We start from the raw sequence: 18,547 nt of genomic DNA, 5'->3' as shown, positions 1-18,547 counted from the left end.
AGGACGCCGAACTGCCGCTCCCGGGTACGGGTGTTCGCAACGATTCAGAAGTGAACGGCCCCCGACGGGTCGATGTCCAGATAATCTTGTGGCGTCTTCGGACAGCTGGCGGACCACGCCACCACGAGGAGCGCGTACGTGCTGCAGGCCCTGGGTATCAGCGAGTTCGACGAAGAGGTGTACCGCGCCTTCCTCACCCGGGCGGACCTCGGCCCGCTGGAGTACGCCAGGACCGCGGGGGTCTCCCCGGGCCGTGTCCGCCGCGCCGTGGCCCGGCTCGCCGGGCAGGGCCTGCTGCGCCGCGACGGCAGCGGCGGCTACCGGCCCGTCGGGCCGGATACGGCGCTCACCGCCCTGCTCGACCAGCGGCGGCTGGAGGCCGAGGCGGCGTTCGCCGGGGTGCGGTCGGTCGTCGACGACCTCGCCGAGGAGTACCGGGCGGGACGGCTGCGCACCGATCCGGGCAGCCTGGTGGAGGTGCTGTCGGGACGCGACGTCGTCGCGCCGCGGATCGACGAGCTCAACCGCTCGGCCGGTACGCACATCTGGATCCTCGACAAACCGCCCTACCACGACCGCGCCGACGGACTCCCCCACACCAACGAGGCCGAGAAGGCGTCGACCGCCGCCTGGGCGCGCCGCGGTGTCGACATCCGCTCGATCTACTGCCCGGAGTCCATGGAGCGGCCCGGCCGTTTCGAGACGGTGCTGGAGATGGCCGCGCTCGGCGAACAGGCCCGGATGCTGCCCAGCCTCCCCTTCAAGCTGCACATCATCGACCGCCGCGTGGCCCTCGTCCCGCTGGTCGGCGGGGGCTACGACAGTCTCGCCGTCGTGCACCCCTCGGGCCTGCTGGACGCCCTCATCGAGCTGTACGAGGCGTACTGGGCCCGGGCCGAGCCGATCGGCGTGCCGCCCCGCGCGGCGGGCGACGGGGGTCCCACGCACGAGGAGGTCGCCCTGCTGACGATGCTCCGCGCCGGGCTCAAGGACCAGGCGATCGCCCGTCAGCTGGGACTCAGCACACGGACCGCGACACGCCGCATCGCCGCGCTCATGGCACGGCTCGACGCGACGACGCGTTTCCAGGCCGGGGTGGAGGCCGGCGCACGTGGCTGGATCTGATCACTCCTGACGGCACATCGCACCGGGGCCGGTCACAAGCGGCCAGGCCCACGCGGAGCCCGGCGTACGGGAGTGAGTCCCCCGGGCGGTCCGTGGCTAGGGCGCCGGGTCTGGGCTGCCTTGGTCAATCTGGTCACGTCGAGGGAGTTGTTGAGGACCGCAGGCTCCGCGGTCAGGCTGGGGGCGGCCTGGTCGTCCACGGACAGCGGGCCGGGGCAGGCTCCCCAGTGGAGGATCCTGGGCACCGGCTCGGTGAGTTCTACGACGCATGCGGTGCCGGCGCACGCGGCGCGACGATCCGCGCGGTGCTGTCTGCGATGGGGGGAGTCCTTTCGGTGTGCCCCGCCGCCGGACGGCCCCGGGTGGGGACACGTGCGGCGGCGGGGGTTCGGTTCGCTGCCGGTGGCTCAGTTCTTCGCGAGGAGGGTCCTGCTCCGGTTCTGCATGTCCGCGAAGACGGAGTCGTCCTTCTGCCCGGCGAAGTAGGCCTCGAAGAGCGGGTTCAGCGCGTCCTGCACGGCGGCGCCGTTGCCGTAGACCGGGGAGGGGTACAGGACCTCGTCCTTCAGCATGCTGGTGAACACCGACAGGTCGACCCCGTCGGCGGCCAGGGCCTTCGTCGCGGCGTCCATGGAGGCCGGGATGGACGGGAAGAACGAGCCGGTGCGCGAGGCCTTGGACTGGCAGTCCTCGGAGCCCATGTAGGAGACCCACTTCCAGGTCAGCTCGGGGTTCTTGGTGCCCGCCCAGATGTTGTTGCCGTTGGAGTTGCTCATCACGGCGCGGGTCTTGCCGTCGGGGCCGTACGGGGGCGCGGCGATGCCGGTCCTGACGCCGGGGACCTTGGCGAAGGTGGAGGCGGACCAGGAACCGCCGATCTCCATGGCCACCTTGTGGGAGGAGAGCAGGTCGACGTCGCTGACGCTGGAGGTGAACTCGCCGATCTTCGGCGCGTAGCCCCTCTCCGTCAGGGAGCGCGCCCACTTGAGCGTCTTCACCAGCCGCGGGTCGCCGTAGTCGAAGACGGTCGGCCAGCTCTCCTTGTCGCCGAGCCGCCACCCGGTGCTGGAGGCGAACGGGCTCCAGGAGGTCTGGCCGATGAAGTCCTTCGCCGCGATCTGGCCGAAGCCGAAGGTCTTGACGTGGGCCTTGTCGAAGCCGCGCTCGTCGCCGCGGCGTCCCTTCTCGTCGACGGTGAGATGGGCGATCATCTTGCCGAACTCGCCGCCGTCGTCGGGGTTCCACGTCACGGAGTCGATGTCGCTCTTGCTGTAGCCGGCCTTGGTCAGGGCGTCCTGGTCGTAGTAGAGGCCGGCCGCGGCCCAGTCCAGCGGCAGCGCGTACTGCTTGCCGTCGGTGAACTTCCAGGCGTTCACGCCGACGGAGAAGCGGGACAGGTCGAACTTGTCCTTGGCGATGAAGTCGTCCATCGGCAGCAGCTGGTGCTGGCTCGCGTATGCCTGGAAGAACTGGACGCTGTTCTGGAAGGCGTCGGGGGCGTTGCCCGCGACGAAGCCGGCGGTCAGCTTGGTGAAGTAGTCGTCGACGTTGTACTGCGAGATCTTGACGGTCGTGCCGGGGTTGGCCTTCTCGAAGTCCGTGGCGCAGGTCTTGTAGGCGGCGGCCTGCTTGTCGTCCCAGGTCCACCAGTTGACGGTCTTCGAACCGCCCGCGGAGTCCGAGCCGGAGGAGCAGGCGGACAGCAGCGCGGCGAGGGTGAGCGTGGCCCCGAGCGCGACGACTCTGCGAATTCTCATGGTTCCTTCTTTCGGGACGGTTCCAGGTGAGGGTGGTGGGACGACGTCTTGAGGAGCGCGCGGAAGGCACTCAGGGTGATGACCAGGTCCTCGGGGCCGCCGGCGTCGTGGCCGTTGAACTCCCACAGCCGCATCTGCTTCGGCCCGCCGTAGCGGTGGTAGGCAGCGAGGGTGGTGGCCGGCGGGCAGACCTCGTCGCGCAGTCCGGCGGAGAACCAGGCGGGCGCGGTGGCGCGGCGCGCGAAGGCGAGGCCGTCGAAGTAGCCGAGGGTCCGGAAGGTCTGCTCGACCCGGTCCCGGCGGGCGGCGAGGTAGCCGATGAGCTCCGCGTACGGCTGCTCGCCGGTGAGCCGGGTGGCCTGCCGGATGTCGCACAGGAAGGGCGCCTGGAAGTGCGCCGCGCGCAGTCCGGGGACGAGCCCCGAGACGGCCAGGGCGATGCCACCGCCCTGGCTCGGGCCGGTCACCGCGACGCGGTCGGGGTCGGCGTGCGGCGAGGTGCGCAGGGCCTCGACGGCGCGGACGGCGTCGGTGAAGACACGGCGGTAGACGTAGGTGTCCTTGTCCTCGATGCCGCGGGTGAGGAAACCGGGGTGCGAAGGGCCGCTGCCGACCGGGTCGCCGGTGGCGCCGCCGCCCGCCCAGGCACCGCCCTGACCGCGGGTGTCCACCAGCAGGTGGGCGTAGCCGGCGGAGGCCCACAGCAGGTCCTCGACGGGGGCGCCGCGTCCGCTGCCGTAGCCGTGGAACTGCACGACGGCGGGCAGGGGGCCGCTGCGGTGGCGCGGCAGCCGCAGCCAGCCGTGGACCGGGTGGCCGCCGAAGCCGGGGAAGACGGCGTCGTGGACGTCCACGGTCTCCAGGTCGGTGTCGACCGGGGTGAGTTCGAGCCGTGCCTCGTGGACGCGGGCGGCGTCGAGGGTGTCCTTCCAGAAGGCGTCGAAGTCGGCGGGCTCGCGGTAGCCGCTGCGGTAGGCCCACAGTTCGGGGACGTCGTCCTCGGTCAGCACGGCCGGGCCTCCTCCCGCGTGGTGAGGTCGGCACCGAGGGTCACGGCGGTGCCGGCGGCGACACGTACCCGGGCGGTGCGGTCGCCGTGGCGGACCGTCACCGGCTCGGTGTCGTCCCCGGCGAGCCGGCGCAGTGTCAGGGAGGTGAGGGCTCCGTCGTGCCAGGTGAAGTCGGCCGCCAGGCCGCCGCGGCAGCGCAGGCCGGTGGCCTCGCCCTCACGCCACTGCGCGGGGAGCGCGGGCAGCAGGTGGACGGTACCGTCGTGGCTCTGCAGCACCATCTCGGTGACCGCGGCCATGAGGCCGTAGTTGCCGTCGATCTGGAACGGCGGGTGGCTGGAGAACAGGTTGGGGAGCAGACCGCCCCACCGCGAACCGTCGACGGGCGCGTCGGTGTCCGGGTCGCCGGTGAGCGGCCGGCTCGCCTCCAGGAGGAGCGAGCGGGCCGTCGCGGCGTCGCGCAGCCGGGCGCGCAGGGCGGTCTTCCAGGCCCAGGACCAGCCCATCGCACCGGGACCGCGCCGGTCCAGCAGGGCCGCGGCGGCGGCCGCGAGCTCCGGGGTGCGGTCCGGGCCGACCTGGCCGAGTGGGTGGACGGTGACCAGCTGGGAGAGGTGGCGGTGGTGGGGGTCCTGTTCTGGGAGGTCGTCGGCCCACTCCTGGAGCCAGCCGCCCGCGGCGATCCGGAGCGGGTGCAGGCGCGGCAGCGCGGCGGTGATGCGGCTGCCCAGCGGGGTGTCGATGCCGAGGAGCGCGGCCGTGCGCTGGGTGCGTTCGAGGACGGCCCGGGTGAGCGCCATGTCCATCGCGGAGGATCGGGTCAGCGAGGCCATGGAGCCGTCGGGGGTGAGGTAGTGGTTCTCCGGCGACGTGGAGGGGAGGGTGCCCAGCCGCCCGGTGCCGTCGTCCACCAGCCAGTCGAGCAGGAACTCGGCGCAGCCGCTGAGCAGCGGCCAGGCGCGTTCGCGCAGGAAGGCGGTGTCCTGGGTGAACTCCCAGTGGTCCCACAGGTGCTGGGCGAGCCAGGCACCGCCCATCTGCCAGATGGCCCAGGACGCGGCGCCGTGGCCCATGCCGACGGGCAGCGCCCAGCCCCACATGTCGGTGTTGTGGTGGGCGACCCAGCCGCGTGCGCCGTACAGCTGCTCGGCGACGTCCCCGCCGTGCGCGGCGACGCGGTCCAGGAGGTCGAACAGCGGCTCGTGGCAGGGGCCGAGGCCGGCGGCCTCCGCGCCCCAGTAGTTCATCTGGGTGTTGACGTTGATCGTGTAGTTGGACGACCAGGCGGGGCGCGGGTCGGCGTTCCAGATGCCCTGGAGGTTGGCGGGCGGGCCGGCGTGCGGGCGGGAGGCGGCGGCCAGGAGGTAGCGGCCGAGCTGGAACAGCACCGTGGCGGTGAGGAGTTCGTCCTCGCCGGAGAGGAGGTCGCGGGCCACGTCGTGGGTGCCCGTGCGGCGCGCTCCGATGCGCAGCGAGGTGCCACCCAGGAGTGCGCGCAGGTCGGTCTCGTGTGCCGTGAGCAGGTCCTCGGTGCCGCGTTCGGCCGCCCGGGCGGCGCTGTCCGCGGCGGCGGCGAGGTGCGCTGCGCGGCCGGCCGGGGTGTCGAGGCCGCGCCAGTGGCGCAGCGCCTCGGTGGAGCTCGCCACCACCGCGAGGAGCCGGGTGGCGCCGGTGACGCGGAGGGCTCCGCCCTCGGCGGTGACCTCTCCGTCGGTGGCCACGCGCAGGGCGAGCGCACCGAAGGGGTCGTAGCCGTCGACGGGGCCGTCCGCGTACCGCAACGGCTCGGGGACGTCCGGTTCGTGGGCGGGTGCCCCGTCGACGGGGATCTCCACGCCGAGGCGGACCCCCTCGGGGCCGACGGCGCGGTGCGCCTCCCGCAGGGGGGTGGTGAGCTCCAGCAGCAGGTCCACGATGCCGTCCCGCGCGGCCAGGTCGGTGCACAGGGTCCCGGTGGTGGCGTCGGCCCAGGTCCGGCGGCTGACCGAGGTCCCGGAGGGCAGGCGGAAGGCGTCCGCGGCGATCCCGCTGTCGAGGTTGAGGGTGCGGCCCCGGTAGGTGGCGTCCTGGCCGCCGCGCACGGTCAGCCACAGGTCGGCGTAGGGCAGGTACTCCTGGCTGTACGGGCCCTCGAAGGCCATCAGGAGTTCCTCGGCACGGTGCGGTTCGCCGGCGCGGAGCGTTTCGCGGACCTCCGCGAGGCGCTCCGGGCCGGCGCCGGCGGCGACGGCGTCGGCGAGCGCCTTCGCGGGACCGCCGGGGGTTCCCGACCACACAGTGGAGTCGTTGATCTGGATCCGGGAGCGGTGGGTACCGCCGAAGACCATCGCGCCGAGCCGGCCGTTGCCGACCGGTGCCGCCTCGTTCCAGTCGGCCGCGGGCGCGGGCCAGCCGAGCAGCAGGTCAGTGGAGTTCATGGGGTGCCGTCCTGGTGTGCGGGCGCGGTCACTTGAGCCCGGAGAAGCCGATGGAGTTGACGATCCGCTTGCCGAAGGCGAGGAACAGCAGCAGCATCGGCAGCGCCGCGATGAGGGCCGCGGCCATCAGTCCGGCCCAGTCGGGGGCGGCCTGCGGTGAGGACTGCTTGAACACGCCGAGCGCGAGCGTCAGCGGCTGCACCGCGGGGTCGTTGGTGACCAGCAGCGGCCACATGTAGTCGTTCCAGGCGTTGACGAACATCAGCAGCGACACGGTGGCGATCGGCGCCGCCGACATCGGCAGGATGACGCGGTAGAAGATCCTCAGTGGTCCCGCGCCGTCGATGATCGCGGCCTCCTCGATCTCGCTGCTCAGGCCGAGCATGAACTGCCGCAGGAAGAACACCGTGAACGCCTGGAAGAGCCCGCCGGGCAGGATGAGACCGGCGAAGGTGTTGGTGAGGCCGAGGTCCTTGACGGACACGAAGTTCGGCAGCAGCGTGAAGACGCCCGGAACCATCAGCGCGCTGATGAGGATGCCGAACACCAGGTTGCGACCACGCCAGTGCAGTCGTGAGAAGGCGTAGGCCGCGCAGGCGGAGAACAGCACGATGAGCACGGTCTGCACCGACGCGTAGATCACCGAGTTGCGCAGGTACAGCGCGATGTCGAGGGACGCGCCCGAGCCGCCCTGTGCCTGGGCCTCGGCGATCGAGGCCAGGCCCAGCGCCCGCTTGAAGGCGCCGAAGGTGAAGCCGACGGGCAGTGGGGACGAGGGGTCGGTGGCCAGCCGGTAGTTGTTGGACAGCGCGGTGCGCACGATCCAGTAGAAGGGGAAGAGCGTTACCAGTGAGACGAGGCCGAGGTAGGCCCAGGCCGCGATCCGGCCGGGGGTCGCCTTGCGGGCGCGGGGGCGCCGCACGCTCGGCGTACGGGATGCGAGGGGGAGCGTCATCGGGGGCCTCCTTCAGTTCAGGTCGGATTCGTCGGCCCGCGCGAGCCGGAGCTGGGTGAAGGTGACCGTGATGAGCAAGGCGAACAGGGCCAGCGACATGGTCGCCGCGTAGCCGAAGTCGAACTGGCGGAAGGCCTTGTCGTAGATGTACATCTGCAGCACGTTCGAGGCGTTGGCGGGTCCGCCCCGGGTGGTGACGGCGACGATGTCGAAGACCTGGAAGGCGTTGATCACCGTCAGGACGACCACCATCACGAGGATCGGCCGCAGCAGCGGCACGGTGAGGCGGCGGAACATCTGGAACTCGCTCGCGCCGTCCACCCGGCCGGCCTCGTAGATGGTGGACGGGATGGTCTGCAGCCCGGCGAAGATCAGCAGGGAGTAGTAGCCCATCCACTTCCACACGCTGATCGCGGCGAGCGAGGGGATGGCCCAGGGGCCGCTGCCGAGGAAGAGCACCGGGTGGCCGATGACGTGGTCGAGCACGATGTTGACGACGCCGAGGTGCGGGTCGAGCATCCACTGCCACACCAGCGCGGCGATCACGTTGGAGATCAGGAACGGCAGCAGCATCACGCCGCGCAACAGCGAGGAGCCGGTGACGCGGTGCAGCACCACCGCGGTCACCAGGGAGATCAGCGTGCCGAAGACGACGGACAGGACCACGAACCAGAGGGTGACCAGGAGGGAGTGCCAGAAGACCCCGTCGCCGAGCATCTCGTGGAAGTTGGCCAGTCCCACCCAGCGCGGCGGGGTGAGGACGTGGAACTCGGTGAAGCCCAGGTAGATGCCGCGCAGGGTCGGGTAGGCGTAGAAGATCGCGAACCCGACCACGGCGGGCAGGATCAGCAGCAGCGCGACCGGCAGGTCCCGCCGCCGGGCCGCCGCGGACCGGGTCGCGGTCACGCGCCGGGGCCGACGGCCGCCGGTGTCCTTGCGGACGTTCAGGGGTCCGCGGGACTGCGGGAGGGAAGAGGCCGTGGTGGCCCCCGTACCGGCTGCGCCGGACGGTGGTGCCACCGGCGTCGTGTGGTTGCCCTGCGATGTGACCACCACGGCACTCTCCTTCACATGTGTCGGGTCGAGCGGGGGGGGACGGTGTCCCGACGCCGGGCCGGCGTCGGTCAGACGGTGATCTTGTCGATGTCGGACACGTAGTCGGACGGGTTGCCGAAGGCGATCGTGTTGGCCCCGGCCTTCAGGTGGACGGGCACGGTGACCGACCGCGGACGGCCCCAGTCGTTGTCGTTGCCGCCGTGCAGCGGAAGCTGGAAGGAGGCGCCGTTGACGGTGACCACGGCCGTGCGGCCCGAGGAGCCGTCGGTGAAGTCCAGCTTCATCAGGTAGGTGCCGTCCTTCGGCGCCGTCACGTCGTTGATCGTCACGGAGGCGTCACCGCCCAGGTTGCCGACCTTCTTGCCGCCGGAGCAGCGGGAGCAGTCGCTCACGCTGGCGTTGCCGGTGCGGGGGTTGCCGGACGCCTCGGCCTCGTAGGCGGTGGGCCCGTCGGCGGCGGGGGTGGTGAGGGAGACGGCCTTGCTCGGTGCGGACGTGACGCCGCGGGCGTCGTGGGCGGCCACGGTGAACGCGTAGCCGGTGGCGGCGTGCAGCCCGGTGACGGTGGCGGCGGTGCCGCCGACCGTGGCGACCTTCGCGCCGTCGGCGTACACGTCGTAGCCGGTGGTGGCGGTGCCGGTGTTGACCGGCTGCCAGGCGAGCGAGACGCTGCCGGCCGTGGAGGCGGTGGCGTGCACGCCGAGCGGGACACCGGGCTCTCCGGTCACCTTCGCCGGGGTGACGCGCAGCAGCCGGGAGCCGTGCGGGGGCAGGTTGTCGGTGAAGCCGTCGCCGAACGTGCCGAGGTTCTTGCGGCTCCACAGGTCACGGACGGCGGGCCTGCCGCTGATGCCCAGCTCGCTCCAGTCCGCGGTCACGTCGGAGTAGCCCTTGCCGAGGTTGAACAGGGCCACCGTGTAGCTGCCGTCGGCGTTGCGGGCGTACCAGACCTGCTGCGGGGTGTCCTGGCTGAGCGGCCTGGCCGGGTTGCCGGACTGGTCGACGGCGATGACCTCGTCGTTGGTGAGCAGCGACAGACCGTACGGGTCGAGGTGGGTGAGGTCGTCGCCGATGTAGAGCGGGGCGCTCTCGATGGCCCAGAGCGTCATGTGGCTCTGCCGCTCCACCTCGTTGAGGCCGTCGAGCGGGCCGGCACCGACGTCGAGGGAGTCGAGGTTGTTCCAGTGCCCCGGCCCGGCCTCGTCGATCCACGGGACGACGTCGTTCCACCGCTGCTTGACCGAGTTGTTCCAGGTCACCAGAGTGTCGCAGTAGCACTCGACGTCGGTGTCGATGCGCCAGCCGTTGGAGTTCTCCTTCCAGACGTCTGCCTTGTCGTGGCTGAGCGACCAGGACAGGATGAACTGGATGGGGCGGCCGGTGCGCTCCAGCGCGGCGTGCCAGGCCCGGATGTCGGGGACGTTGTCGTGCGCCGCGTCGCCCTGGTTGGAGCCGGGTCCGACGCCGTCGATCTTCAGGAAGTCCACACCCCAAGAAGCCAGTTGGTCGGCCACGGACTGGATGTACTTCTCGGTGCACGGGCTGGCGAAGTTCAGCTGGTAGGAGACGTTGTCCCAGCCGCTGGTCTTGCGCAGGTCGGGGTAGACGATGTCCTTGGTCGTGCACCCCGGGGCGTCATGGATCGGCGTCCTGCCGTCGTTGTACGTGTCGATGTACAGGCCGACCGCCAGGTAGAGGCCGAACTTCAGACCCCTGGCGTGCAGTTGGTCGCCGAGGTATTTCATGCCGTGCGGGAACTTCACCGGGTCGGAGACGGGGCGGCCGTACTCATCGGAGAGGCTCTTGTTCGTCTCGCTGCCGACGTTCCAGCCGGCGTCGACGTTGACGTACTCGTAGCCGTGCCGCTTCAGCTTCGAGGCCAGGATGTCGGCCTGCCGCAGCACATGGGACTCGGTGAGCCAGGAACCGCCGTAGCCGGGGAAGTTGGTGGACTCCAGGCTCCAGCTGCTCCACCCCATGTAGGGCTTGGCGGCCACCGCGGGGGTGGCCTCGGAGCCGGGGGTGCCGGCCGGGGACGCCTCGGACGCGGGTGCCCCGGGCGCGGCGGGCGACGCGGCGGCGGGTACGGCCAGGGCCGTGGCGAGCGCGGTGGCGACGAGCGCGGGCACGGCGGCCCCGCGCAGGCCGCCACGCCTGCCTGTCACGGGCCATCTGAGACGTGCGAGTAGAGCTGAACGAGCCATGGGGCACTCCATCCCGGCGCGACGGCGTCCGCTTCGAGTGGGCAGGGGTACGGGAGGCAGGGGACGTCCCTCGGTGGCGGTCGTCCCGGAACACCACCGAGGGCGGGCTTACCGCGACCGGGGGAGGCTCCGGTCGCGCTCCTCGGCGGGGGCGGTTCGTCCGCCCCCGCCGAGGAGTGCGGCGAATGTAGCCAGGCTTTCCTTCCAGCGTCAACATATTCCCCGGCAAAAATCCGATGTCTACCGCACCGAGCCGCAGCCCATCGCGGGAAAACCTTCATCGGATCCCTGAATAGCGCACCGAAAGATGGGATGACTGCCCTGACTGGACCCCTTCCTTACTTTCCGCTGGAAAGGTATGGTCCGGGCATGAGCCTCGCCGACCAGCCCCCCGCCGCCGTCCTGGTCTTCCAGACCCTGCTCGTCCACGGACCGCTCACCCGGGCCGAGATCGGGCGGCGCACGGGGCTGTCGGCGGGCGCGGTGACCAAGGCCGCCACTCCCCTGCTGGCCGACGGCTGGATCACCGAACTCGGCAGGCCGGCCGGTGAGCGGGCCAGCGGCCGGCCCGCGACGCCGATGGCCGTGCGCGCCGACCGCGCGCGGTTCGTCGGCGTGAAGGTGACCGACGACGAACTGATCGGCGTGCTGACCGACCTGACCGCCCGGCCGCTGGCATCCCGGCGCGCCGCACTGGACTCCCGCGACGTCGGGACCGTGGTGCTGGCGATCGCCCGGCTCATCACGCAACTGCGCGCCGCCGCGGGAGTGGAGGAGGACGGCGCCGTCCACAGCGCCGGCGTCACGATCTCCGGCGACGTGGACGGGCAGACCGGCACGGTGCAGTTCTCGCCGTTCCTCAACTGGCGCCGGGTGCCGCTCGCCCAGCTGATCGAGTCGGCGTCCGGCATCCCCACGCTGATCGAGAACGATGTGCGCGCACTGACCGTCGCCGAGCAGTGGTTCGGCGCCGGGGTGGGACTGTCCTCGTTCGCCCTGGTCACGGTGGGCGCCGGCATCGGCTGCGGGCTGTCCATCGGCGGCCGGGTGGTGTCGGGGGCCCATGGGGTGTCCGGCGAGGTGGGGCACCTGCCGGTGGGCGGCACCGACCGGGTCTGCACCTGCGGCAACACCGGCTGTGTGGAGACCGTGGCCTCCACAGACGCCATCACCGAGCAGGCCCGTCAGGCGACCGGCGACCCGGCACTCACCATGGAGCAGGCGGTGCGGCTCGCCCATGCCGACAACGCCGCCGTCCGCGCGGTCTTCTCCCGCGCCGGACACGTGATGGGCCTCGCCATGGCGTCGGTGGCCAACCTGATCGGCCCGGAACGCATCATCATCTCCGGCGAGGGCGTGGCCTCCTACGACCTGTTCGCCGACCAGATCCGGCAGACCTTCGCCGACCATGCCTTCGGGGCCGCGGCCGACTGCGACCTCGTGGTGCGTCCGCTGCCCTTCGAGGAATGGGCGCGCGGCGGCGCGGCGGTCGCCGCCCAGCGGGTCTTCGCCCCCGCGAAATGATCTGCCCCCGCCAGGAGACCGTCCTGGCCCCGCTCACCACGGACGACGGCCTCACGGGCACGGGGTGACGCCACCACGCGGGGGTTCGTGGCCGCGGCGCCGGAGGGGAAGCCTGTTGCCGCCCGCCGCCCTGGCGCACCATCAGCCCGTCCTCGTCGTACGGGTACGGGAGGTGCGCCGCCCGACGCCCGTGCCGGCGTCCGGGCCGCGGGGACCCGCCCGACGCGCCGCGGGACGTCGCGCGGGGCGCCTCCGGCACGGCGGATCGTCAGGCGGCGTCCCGCGGATAGCCGATGCCGGCGATGTCCTTTGCCAGTTGCCGCAGCGTGACCTCGGCGTTCAGCGTCGCGACGACCTCCGCGGTGAGCGGTCGCAGCGCGTACACGTGGCGTACGGCCTCCAGGTCCACCGGCACTTCGTAGGAGTCCTCGGCGAAAGCCCGGAACGCCTCGGGGGAACGGTCGGTCAGCAGCCCGAACAGATACGTCGCGCCGTCGGCGTCCGCGCGGTCCTCCGGCAGGTCGACGGAGCCGTGCCGCCACGCATCGTCCCCCGCCCCGCGCCACAGGCAGACGGTCGCGACCGGCACGCCGTCCTCGTCGCAGAACGCCGGCTCCTCGACATACGGCCGGAACGCCTCGGGGACCTCGTCGACGACACCCGGCCACGGCTCGTGATCCTCCGAGCCGTAGGGGCTGACGGGGGACTCGTGGTCGAAGCCGCGCACGAAGGCCCCGGCGGCGGAGAAGACGATCGCGTACTCGTCGCCGGACCCGTCACGAAGGGAGGCCATCTCCTCTCCCGTGTCCCACGCGGCGTCGAAGGAGTGGTGGCGCATCTCCCATTCGGGGCTGAGGATCGCGTCGAGCATCGCCAGGGCACGGCAGTGGTCGCGCAGTTCGGCGATGGAGGGCAGGAGAGGGGCAACGTCGTGAACGGTCACGCGCACATCCAAGCCCATGGCCCGGACATCCCCCACCCGTGGCTCCCGCCTCCGCGGAAATCCGGTGCCGTCCACGCCCCGGTACTGCTAAGCATGGTCCGGCGAGACCAACTCCGGAAGGCGGACATGCCCCCACGCACCCTGAGCGGCGACCAGACCGGGATCGACGTGGCGCTGGTACGCCGGCTGCTGCAGGCGCGGTTCCCCCACTGGGCGGACCTGCCCCTCTCCCCCACCGGATCGGCCGGCACCTCCAACGTCATGTACCGCCTGGGCACCGACATGGTCGTACGTCTGCCCAGGACGGCGGGTGCCGCCGGCGACGTGGACAAGGAGCACCGGTGGCTGCCGCGGCTCGCGCCGGGGCTTCCCGCGTCCGTCCCCGCGCCCCTCGGCAAGGGGGCTCCCGTCGACGGCTACCCGTGGCCGTGGTCGGTGTACGGCTGGCTGGAGGGCGAGAACCCCTCCGCCGGGCGTCTCACCGAACCCGTAGCGCTCGCCCGCGACGTGGCGGCCTTCGTGACCGCCCTGCGGCGCGCCGACCCCACCGACGCGCCACCGGCGTACCGCAGCGAGCCCCTCGCGGCGCGCGACGGCGCGACGCGGTCCGCGATCGACGCGCTGCGCGACGAGGTCGACGCGGCGGCGGCAGGCGCGGTGTGGGAGGCCGCGCTGGCGGCTCCGGGACCGCAGGGGCCGCCGGTCTGGGTGCACGCGGATCTGCAGCCCGGCAACCTTCTGGTGGCGGGCGGACGGCTCTGCGCGGTCATCGACTTCGGGTGCGCGGGGCTCGGTGATCCCGCCGTCGACACCATCGCCGCGTGGTATGTGCTGCCCGCCTCGGCCCGTGGCGCGTTCCGTGCGGCGCTGGGCACCGACGACGCGACCTGGGCGCGTGGCCGCGGCTGGGCGCTGTCGATCGCGCTGATGGAGCTGCGCCACTACCAGGGCACCCAGGAGCGGATGGCGTCGATCGCTCGGCACGTCCTCGGCGAGCTGATCGCCGACGGGGGGCGCTGACCACAGGGAGCGGCGCATCCTACCCGGGGCCGCCCGGGCCGTTCCCCCGCATTGGTGATTCCCTCACAGGAATCGTCACGTTCAGTAGCTTCTCCGTCACCAACCGGGGCGGCGGCGCGCGAAGGCGCGGCCGCCGGAGAGCGACGGCTAGGAGCGAACGCCGATGGCGAATGTGGAGACCTCCCTCAAGGAGACGATGACATCGATCGAGGGCAGTGTGGGCGCTGCCCTGGTCGACTACACCAGCGGCATGGCGCTGGGCACGATCGGAGGCGGCAAGGACCTCGACCTGACCGTCGCGGCCGCCGGCAACACCGACGTGATCCGGGCCAAGGCCCGCACGATGAAGGAACTCGGGCTCAAGGAGGAGATCGAGGACGTCCTGATCACCTTGGACACGCAGTACCACCTCATCCGGCTGCTCAAGAGCCGGGACGGCAACGGCCTGTTCCTCTACCTCGTGCTCGACCGGCGCAACGCCAACCTCGCGATGGCCCGGCACCGCCTCAGGCGCATCGAGGCCGATCTCGAGCTGTAGCCGCCCGTCCGGGTCCGGGGCTTCGTGTGCCCGGGAATTGAAGAATCCTTCAATTCGGCACATCCTGATGCGCACAAGCACGCCGGCGCACGTGCCCCGGAGGGGGAAGGATTGGACGCGGCGTCGCGCCGGCGGCAGCGGGAGCGGCCGCCGGCGCGACGCGGGAAGGCCGTCGGAAACCGGGCAGGAGCGATCGGACGATGCAGGTACCCCTGTACCAGGCCAAGGCGGAGTTCTTCCGCATGCTCGGGCACCCCGTGCGGATCCGGGTCCTGGAGCTGCTCCAGAACGGCCCGGTGCCGGTGCGGGACCTGCTGAACGAGATCGAGATCGAACCCTCCAATCTGTCGCAGCAGCTCGCGGTGCTGCGCCGGTCCGGCATCGTGGTGTCGATACGCGAGGGCTCCACCGTCAGCTACGCCCTCGCCGGCGGGGACGTCGCCGAACTCCTGCGCGCGGCCCGCCGCATCCTCACCGAACTCCTCGCGGGCCAGACCGAACTGCTCGCCGAACTCCGCCAGGCCGACGCCCCGCCCGCGCGTGCGGAGGAGGAGGCCGGCCGCCCCGCCGGCTGAGCGCTCAGGCGCCGCCTGGGCCAGAATGGTCGGGAGGTGAGCGCGATGACGCCTTGGCGGGTTCGTGATCTGGAGGAGGGTGACCTGGACCAGGTCGTGCGCATCTGGGAGGAGTCGCGCGACACGGCCGAGGACCCCGCGGTGACGCTGGCGGAGGTGGTCGGGGCGCTGCGCGCGCGGGCGCCGGCCGTGGTGGCGATGGTCGGCGACCGCGTCGTGGGCTCGGCGGTGTCCTCGACGGCCCAGGAGCGGGCCTGGGTGCTGCGGCTGGCCATCGCCCGCCAGTGGCGGCACCACGGGGTGGGTTCGGCGCTGCTGGCCGCCCTGGAGGACAGCCTCGGCCAGGTGGGGGTGCGCCGGATCGGGGCGCTGCTTCCCGCGGGCGAGGTCGGTGAGCAGGCGTTCAGGAACTCCGGTTACTCCTTCCGCCCGGGGCTGGGCTACTTCGAGAAGGTGCTGTCCGCCGACTCCGCGCAGGCCACGCTGCTCGACCAGCTCGGCGGCGTGGTTCCGGAGGGGGGCCTGTGGGACCGCATCGCGGGCATGGCCGCGGAGAAGACACTGATCGAACGACGGCTGGTGCTGCCGCTGGAGAACCCGGAGGTGGCGGAGCGCTACCACCTGGTGCCGCCGCGTGCGGTGGTCCTGTTCGGTCCGCCGGGCACGGGCAAGACGACCTTCGCCAAGGCCGTGGCCTCCCGGCTGGCATGGCCGTTCATCGAGGTGCTGCCGTACCAGCTGGCCGAGGACGCGCACGGCGTGGCGGACGGGCTGCGGCGGCTCTTCGCCCGGGTCGAGCACCTTGAGCAGGTGGTGCTCTTCTTCGACGAGGCGGAGGAGATCGCCTCGGAGCGGCAGGACCCGTCCACGCTGGCCCACCGGGTGACCAACGAGTTGCTCAAGCTCATCCCGCAGTTCCGGCGCGGCGAGCGCCGGCTGCTGATCTGCGCGACCAACGCGGTGCGCTCGCTGGACCCGGCCTTCCTGCGGCCGGGCCGCTTCGACTTCCTGATCCCGGTCGGCCCGCCCGACGCCGCGGCCCGCCGGGCCATCTGGATCCGCTACATCGGGCCGGACCGGGTGGCGGACATCGACCTGGACGCACTCGTCGAGGCCAGCGACCGCTTCACCCCGGCGGACATCGAGTACGCGGCTCAGGCCGCCGCGCAGACCGCCTTCGAGCGGCACCTGGCGACGGACCCGCGCACCGCGGCGGACCTGACACACCGCACCGAGGACTACCTGCAGGCGGTCGCCCGCACCCGCACCACCCTCACGGCCGAGGACATTCGCGCCTTCGACCATGACCTGCGCTCCGCCGCCCGCGTGTGAGGCACGCAGGGCACGGCGGAAAGGGGGTGGCGGCTCCCGGCCGGGTTCGTGGCCGAAACCGGCGGACATCCCCGATGCGTGGGCGGCGGCCCCCTTGAGGGCCCTATGGTGACGGTGGGTCGGCAGATACGCGCTCCCCCGTCCGTGTCTGCCGGCCCGTCCCGTCCTCCGGCCCCGTGGGGCCCGGCGTTCGCCGGGCCCCACGGGGGTCAGGACAACTTGGGCACATCGATCCGGTCGATGTCCGGGGCGTACGAGGAGCCGCTGTCGAAGGTGATGGTGTTGGCTCCCGCCTCGAGCGTGACGGGGAGGCTGACCGTCTCGACGGTGCCCCAGTCGCCCGTGGAGGGGAACTTGTGGCCGGTGGCACCGCCGCCGTTGGCGGAGACCTGGACCGTGCGCGCGTCGCCGCTCACGTAGGCGACCTTGACCATGTAGGTGCCGGGCTTGCTCACCACGACGTCGTTGAAGCGGAGCGAGCCCCCGAGGTAGAGGTTGCCGGCCTTGCGGCCGCCGGAGCAGGCGCCGCAGTCGGCCAGCGAGGCGTTGCCGGACAGGGTGTTGCCCGGGGCCTCGGCCTCGTATCCGGTCGTGGGCTGGGCGGGGCCGTGCGGGGTGACGGTGAACAGGCGTGAGCCGTGCGCGGGGAGGGACTTGGTGACCTTGTCCTTGTACGTGCCGAGGTTCTCGTGGTTCCACACGTCGCGGACGAAGGCGCGGCCGGAGAAGCCCAGTGAGGTCCAGTCCGCGGTCACGGCGGCGGGGGCGTCGCCGAGGTTGAACAGGGCGACGGTGTAGCTCCCGTCGGCGTTCTTCGCGGCCCAGACCTGCTGTCCGTCGGAGGGGGTGACGGGGCGGGCCGGCGGGGTGCTGGACTGGTTGAGGGCGATGACCTCGCGGTTGGTCAGCAGGGACAGCCCGTAGTCGTCGAGGCGGGTGAGGTCGTCACCGGTGTAGAGCGGGGACTTGGCGATGGCCCAGAGCGTCATGTAGGTCTGCCGCTCGGCCTTGGTGAGGCCGTCCATGGGCCCGTTGCCGACGTCGAGGGAGTCGAGGTCGTTCCAGCCGCCGGGACCGCCGTGCCGGCTCCAGGCGGCGGCGTCGTCGAAGCGGTCGTCGACCGAGTTCTCCCAGCTGACGAGGGTGTCGCAGTAGCACTCGACGTCGGTGTCGATGCGCCAGCCGTTGGAGTACTTCTTCCAGTCGGCGACGTGGCCGATGTCCAGCGACCAGGACAGCTCGAGGTGGATGGGGCGCCCGGTGGCGGCGATGGCCTTCTGCCAGGCGGCGATGTCGGCGCGGTTGTCGTAGTTGTCGCCGCTCTTGAAGGACCCGGGACCGACGCCGTCGATCTTCAGGAAGTCGTAGCCCCAGTCGGCCAGCATCCGCGCCTGCGAGTCGACGTACTTCTGCGCGCAGGGGTTCGAGAAGTCGATCTTGTAGGAGCTGTCCCAGCCGTTGGTGGTGCGCAGGTCGTCGTAGACGATGTCGGCGGTGGTGCAGTCGGGGGTGTTCCAGATCGGCACCTTGCCGTCGCCGTACCCCTCCTTCTCCAGGCCGACGGGCAGGTAGATGCCGGCCTTGAGGCCCTTGGCGTGGATGTGGTCGGCTACCGCCTTCATGCCGCGCGGGAAGCGCTCGGGGTCGGGGGTCTGCCGGCCGTACGCGTCGAACTCGGGCTTCCAGGACTGGTCGCGCCACCAGCCGGCGTCGAGGTTGACGTAGCTGTAGCCGTACTTCTTCAGCTTGGCGGCCATGGCGTCGGCCTGCTTGAGGACGTTCGCCTCGGTGAGGTAGCTGTAGTCCCCGGTGGGGTTGAGTCCGGGGTACTTCGAGGACTGCATGCTCCAACTCGACCAGCCCATGTAGGGCTTGGCGGCGACCTGGTGCGCGGTGGTGTGCGAGGCGGCGGGGGCTGCGGCCACGCTTCCGGGGCCGGTCGCCTGGGCGGCGGGGACGGCGGCCGACACGCCGGCGGTGAGGGCCAGGACGAGCAGTGTCCTGGCGGCGGTCGAGGGCAGGGTGGAGCGCGAGGGTGACCTCATGGGTCGGACCTCCTGGGATGGGGTACGGCGGTTGCGGTGCGGGTGG

14 protein-coding genes are annotated in these 18,547 nt (G+C 71.8%); 6 read left to right on the top strand and 8 right to left on the bottom strand.

Annotated features, from left to right (window positions below; genetic code table 11):
- The first annotated feature begins 138 nt into the window (after window positions 1-138).
- Entirely contained in the window at window positions 139-1,125 is a 987-nt protein-coding gene (locus AC3EUJ_RS17540) for a LuxR C-terminal-related transcriptional regulator (protein WP_431962271.1), read from the top strand.
- A gap of 407 nt (window positions 1,126-1,532) precedes the next feature.
- Here the strand turns inward: AC3EUJ_RS17540 and AC3EUJ_RS17535 are convergent, their stop codons facing one another.
- From AC3EUJ_RS17535 to AC3EUJ_RS17510, 6 genes are all read right to left on the bottom strand, one after another.
- Entirely contained in the window at window positions 1,533-2,882 is a 1,350-nt protein-coding gene (locus AC3EUJ_RS17535; RefSeq protein WP_431962269.1) for an ABC transporter substrate-binding protein, read from the bottom strand.
- Window positions 2,879-3,892: an acetylxylan esterase gene (locus AC3EUJ_RS17530; RefSeq protein ID WP_431962267.1), complete on the bottom strand. Its 1,014-nt coding sequence runs from the start codon at window positions 3,890-3,892 to the stop codon at window positions 2,879-2,881. The genes AC3EUJ_RS17535 and AC3EUJ_RS17530 overlap by 4 nt, the downstream gene beginning before the upstream one ends.
- Window positions 3,886-6,309 (bottom strand): glycosyl hydrolase family 95 catalytic domain-containing protein, encoded by a 2,424-nt coding sequence (locus tag AC3EUJ_RS17525; RefSeq protein WP_431962265.1) that lies wholly within the window; start codon window positions 6,307-6,309, stop codon window positions 3,886-3,888. Before AC3EUJ_RS17525 ends, AC3EUJ_RS17530 begins: the two co-directional genes overlap by 7 nt.
- A gap of 28 nt (window positions 6,310-6,337) precedes the next feature.
- Window positions 6,338-7,264: a carbohydrate ABC transporter permease gene (locus AC3EUJ_RS17520; protein ID WP_431962263.1), complete on the bottom strand. Its 927-nt coding sequence runs from the start codon at window positions 7,262-7,264 to the stop codon at window positions 6,338-6,340.
- 12 nt (window positions 7,265-7,276) lie between these two features.
- Window positions 7,277-8,320 carry a carbohydrate ABC transporter permease gene (locus tag AC3EUJ_RS17515; RefSeq protein ID WP_431962261.1) on the bottom strand — a complete coding sequence of 348 codons (1,044 nt, stop codon included), beginning with the start codon at window positions 8,318-8,320 and terminating at the stop codon, window positions 7,277-7,279.
- A 68-nt stretch (window positions 8,321-8,388) separates the two neighbouring features.
- A complete protein-coding gene (locus AC3EUJ_RS17510) occupies window positions 8,389-10,485 on the bottom strand; it encodes an alpha-galactosidase D (RefSeq protein WP_431962259.1) in 2,097 nt (698 codons plus the stop codon).
- Between the two features lie 408 nt (window positions 10,486-10,893).
- On the opposite strand from AC3EUJ_RS17510, the gene AC3EUJ_RS17505 reads away from it, so the two are divergent.
- Entirely contained in the window at window positions 10,894-12,048 is a 1,155-nt protein-coding gene (locus tag AC3EUJ_RS17505; RefSeq protein WP_431962257.1) for an ROK family protein, read from the top strand.
- Between the two features lie 268 nt (window positions 12,049-12,316).
- Here AC3EUJ_RS17505 and AC3EUJ_RS17500 read toward each other — a convergent pair whose 3' ends face one another.
- The gene (locus tag AC3EUJ_RS17500) at window positions 12,317-13,009 is read right to left on the bottom strand and encodes a hypothetical protein (RefSeq protein WP_431962255.1); all 693 of its coding nucleotides are present in this window, start codon (window positions 13,007-13,009) and stop codon (window positions 12,317-12,319) included.
- Window positions 13,010-13,117: 108 nt separating this feature from the next.
- Here AC3EUJ_RS17500 and AC3EUJ_RS17495 point away from each other — a divergent pair, with 108 nt between their 5' ends.
- From AC3EUJ_RS17495 to AC3EUJ_RS17480, 4 genes are all read left to right on the top strand, one after another.
- A complete protein-coding gene (locus AC3EUJ_RS17495) occupies window positions 13,118-14,011 on the top strand; it encodes an aminoglycoside phosphotransferase family protein (protein ID WP_431962253.1) in 894 nt (297 codons plus the stop codon).
- 163 nt (window positions 14,012-14,174) lie between these two features.
- Window positions 14,175-14,549, top strand: coding sequence for a roadblock/LC7 domain-containing protein (locus AC3EUJ_RS17490; RefSeq protein ID WP_431962251.1), 375 nt, complete (start codon window positions 14,175-14,177; stop codon window positions 14,547-14,549).
- 200 nt (window positions 14,550-14,749) lie between these two features.
- Window positions 14,750-15,124, top strand: coding sequence for an ArsR/SmtB family transcription factor (locus tag AC3EUJ_RS17485; protein ID WP_431962249.1), 375 nt, complete (start codon window positions 14,750-14,752; stop codon window positions 15,122-15,124).
- Window positions 15,125-15,169: 45 nt separating this feature from the next.
- Window positions 15,170-16,456: an ATP-binding protein gene (locus AC3EUJ_RS17480; RefSeq protein WP_431962247.1), complete on the top strand. Its 1,287-nt coding sequence runs from the start codon at window positions 15,170-15,172 to the stop codon at window positions 16,454-16,456.
- Window positions 16,457-16,665: 209 nt separating this feature from the next.
- On the opposite strand, the gene AC3EUJ_RS17475 is transcribed toward AC3EUJ_RS17480, so the two are convergent.
- Window positions 16,666-18,501 (bottom strand): alpha-galactosidase D, encoded by a 1,836-nt coding sequence (locus AC3EUJ_RS17475; protein ID WP_431962245.1) that lies wholly within the window; start codon window positions 18,499-18,501, stop codon window positions 16,666-16,668.
- Between the last annotated feature and the right edge of the window lie 46 nt (window positions 18,502-18,547).

Source organism: Actinacidiphila sp. bgisy160, from assembly GCF_057707815.1.
The sequence above is the reverse complement of the archived record's forward strand: the minus strand, read 5'-3'. Positions and strand labels throughout refer to the sequence as shown.

Coding starts and splice junctions, on each gene's coding strand:
- AC3EUJ_RS17535 (WP_431962269.1), bottom strand. CDS start 2,882: ATGAGAATTCGCAGAGTCGTCGCGCTCGGGGCCACGCTCACCCTCGCC.
- AC3EUJ_RS17525 (WP_431962265.1), bottom strand. CDS start 6,309: ATGAACTCCACTGACCTGCTGCTCGGCTGGCCCGCGCCCGCGGCCGAC.
- AC3EUJ_RS17520 (WP_431962263.1), bottom strand. CDS start 7,264: ATGACGCTCCCCCTCGCATCCCGTACGCCGAGCGTGCGGCGCCCCCGC.
- AC3EUJ_RS17505 (WP_431962257.1), top strand. CDS start 10,894: ATGAGCCTCGCCGACCAGCCCCCCGCCGCCGTCCTGGTCTTCCAGACC.
- AC3EUJ_RS17500 (WP_431962255.1), bottom strand. CDS start 13,009: ATGGGCTTGGATGTGCGCGTGACCGTTCACGACGTTGCCCCTCTCCTG.
- AC3EUJ_RS17495 (WP_431962253.1), top strand. CDS start 13,118: ATGCCCCCACGCACCCTGAGCGGCGACCAGACCGGGATCGACGTGGCG.
- AC3EUJ_RS17490 (WP_431962251.1), top strand. CDS start 14,175: ATGGCGAATGTGGAGACCTCCCTCAAGGAGACGATGACATCGATCGAG.
- AC3EUJ_RS17485 (WP_431962249.1), top strand. CDS start 14,750: ATGCAGGTACCCCTGTACCAGGCCAAGGCGGAGTTCTTCCGCATGCTC.
- AC3EUJ_RS17480 (WP_431962247.1), top strand. CDS start 15,170: ATGACGCCTTGGCGGGTTCGTGATCTGGAGGAGGGTGACCTGGACCAG.
- AC3EUJ_RS17475 (WP_431962245.1), bottom strand. CDS start 18,501: ATGAGGTCACCCTCGCGCTCCACCCTGCCCTCGACCGCCGCCAGGACA.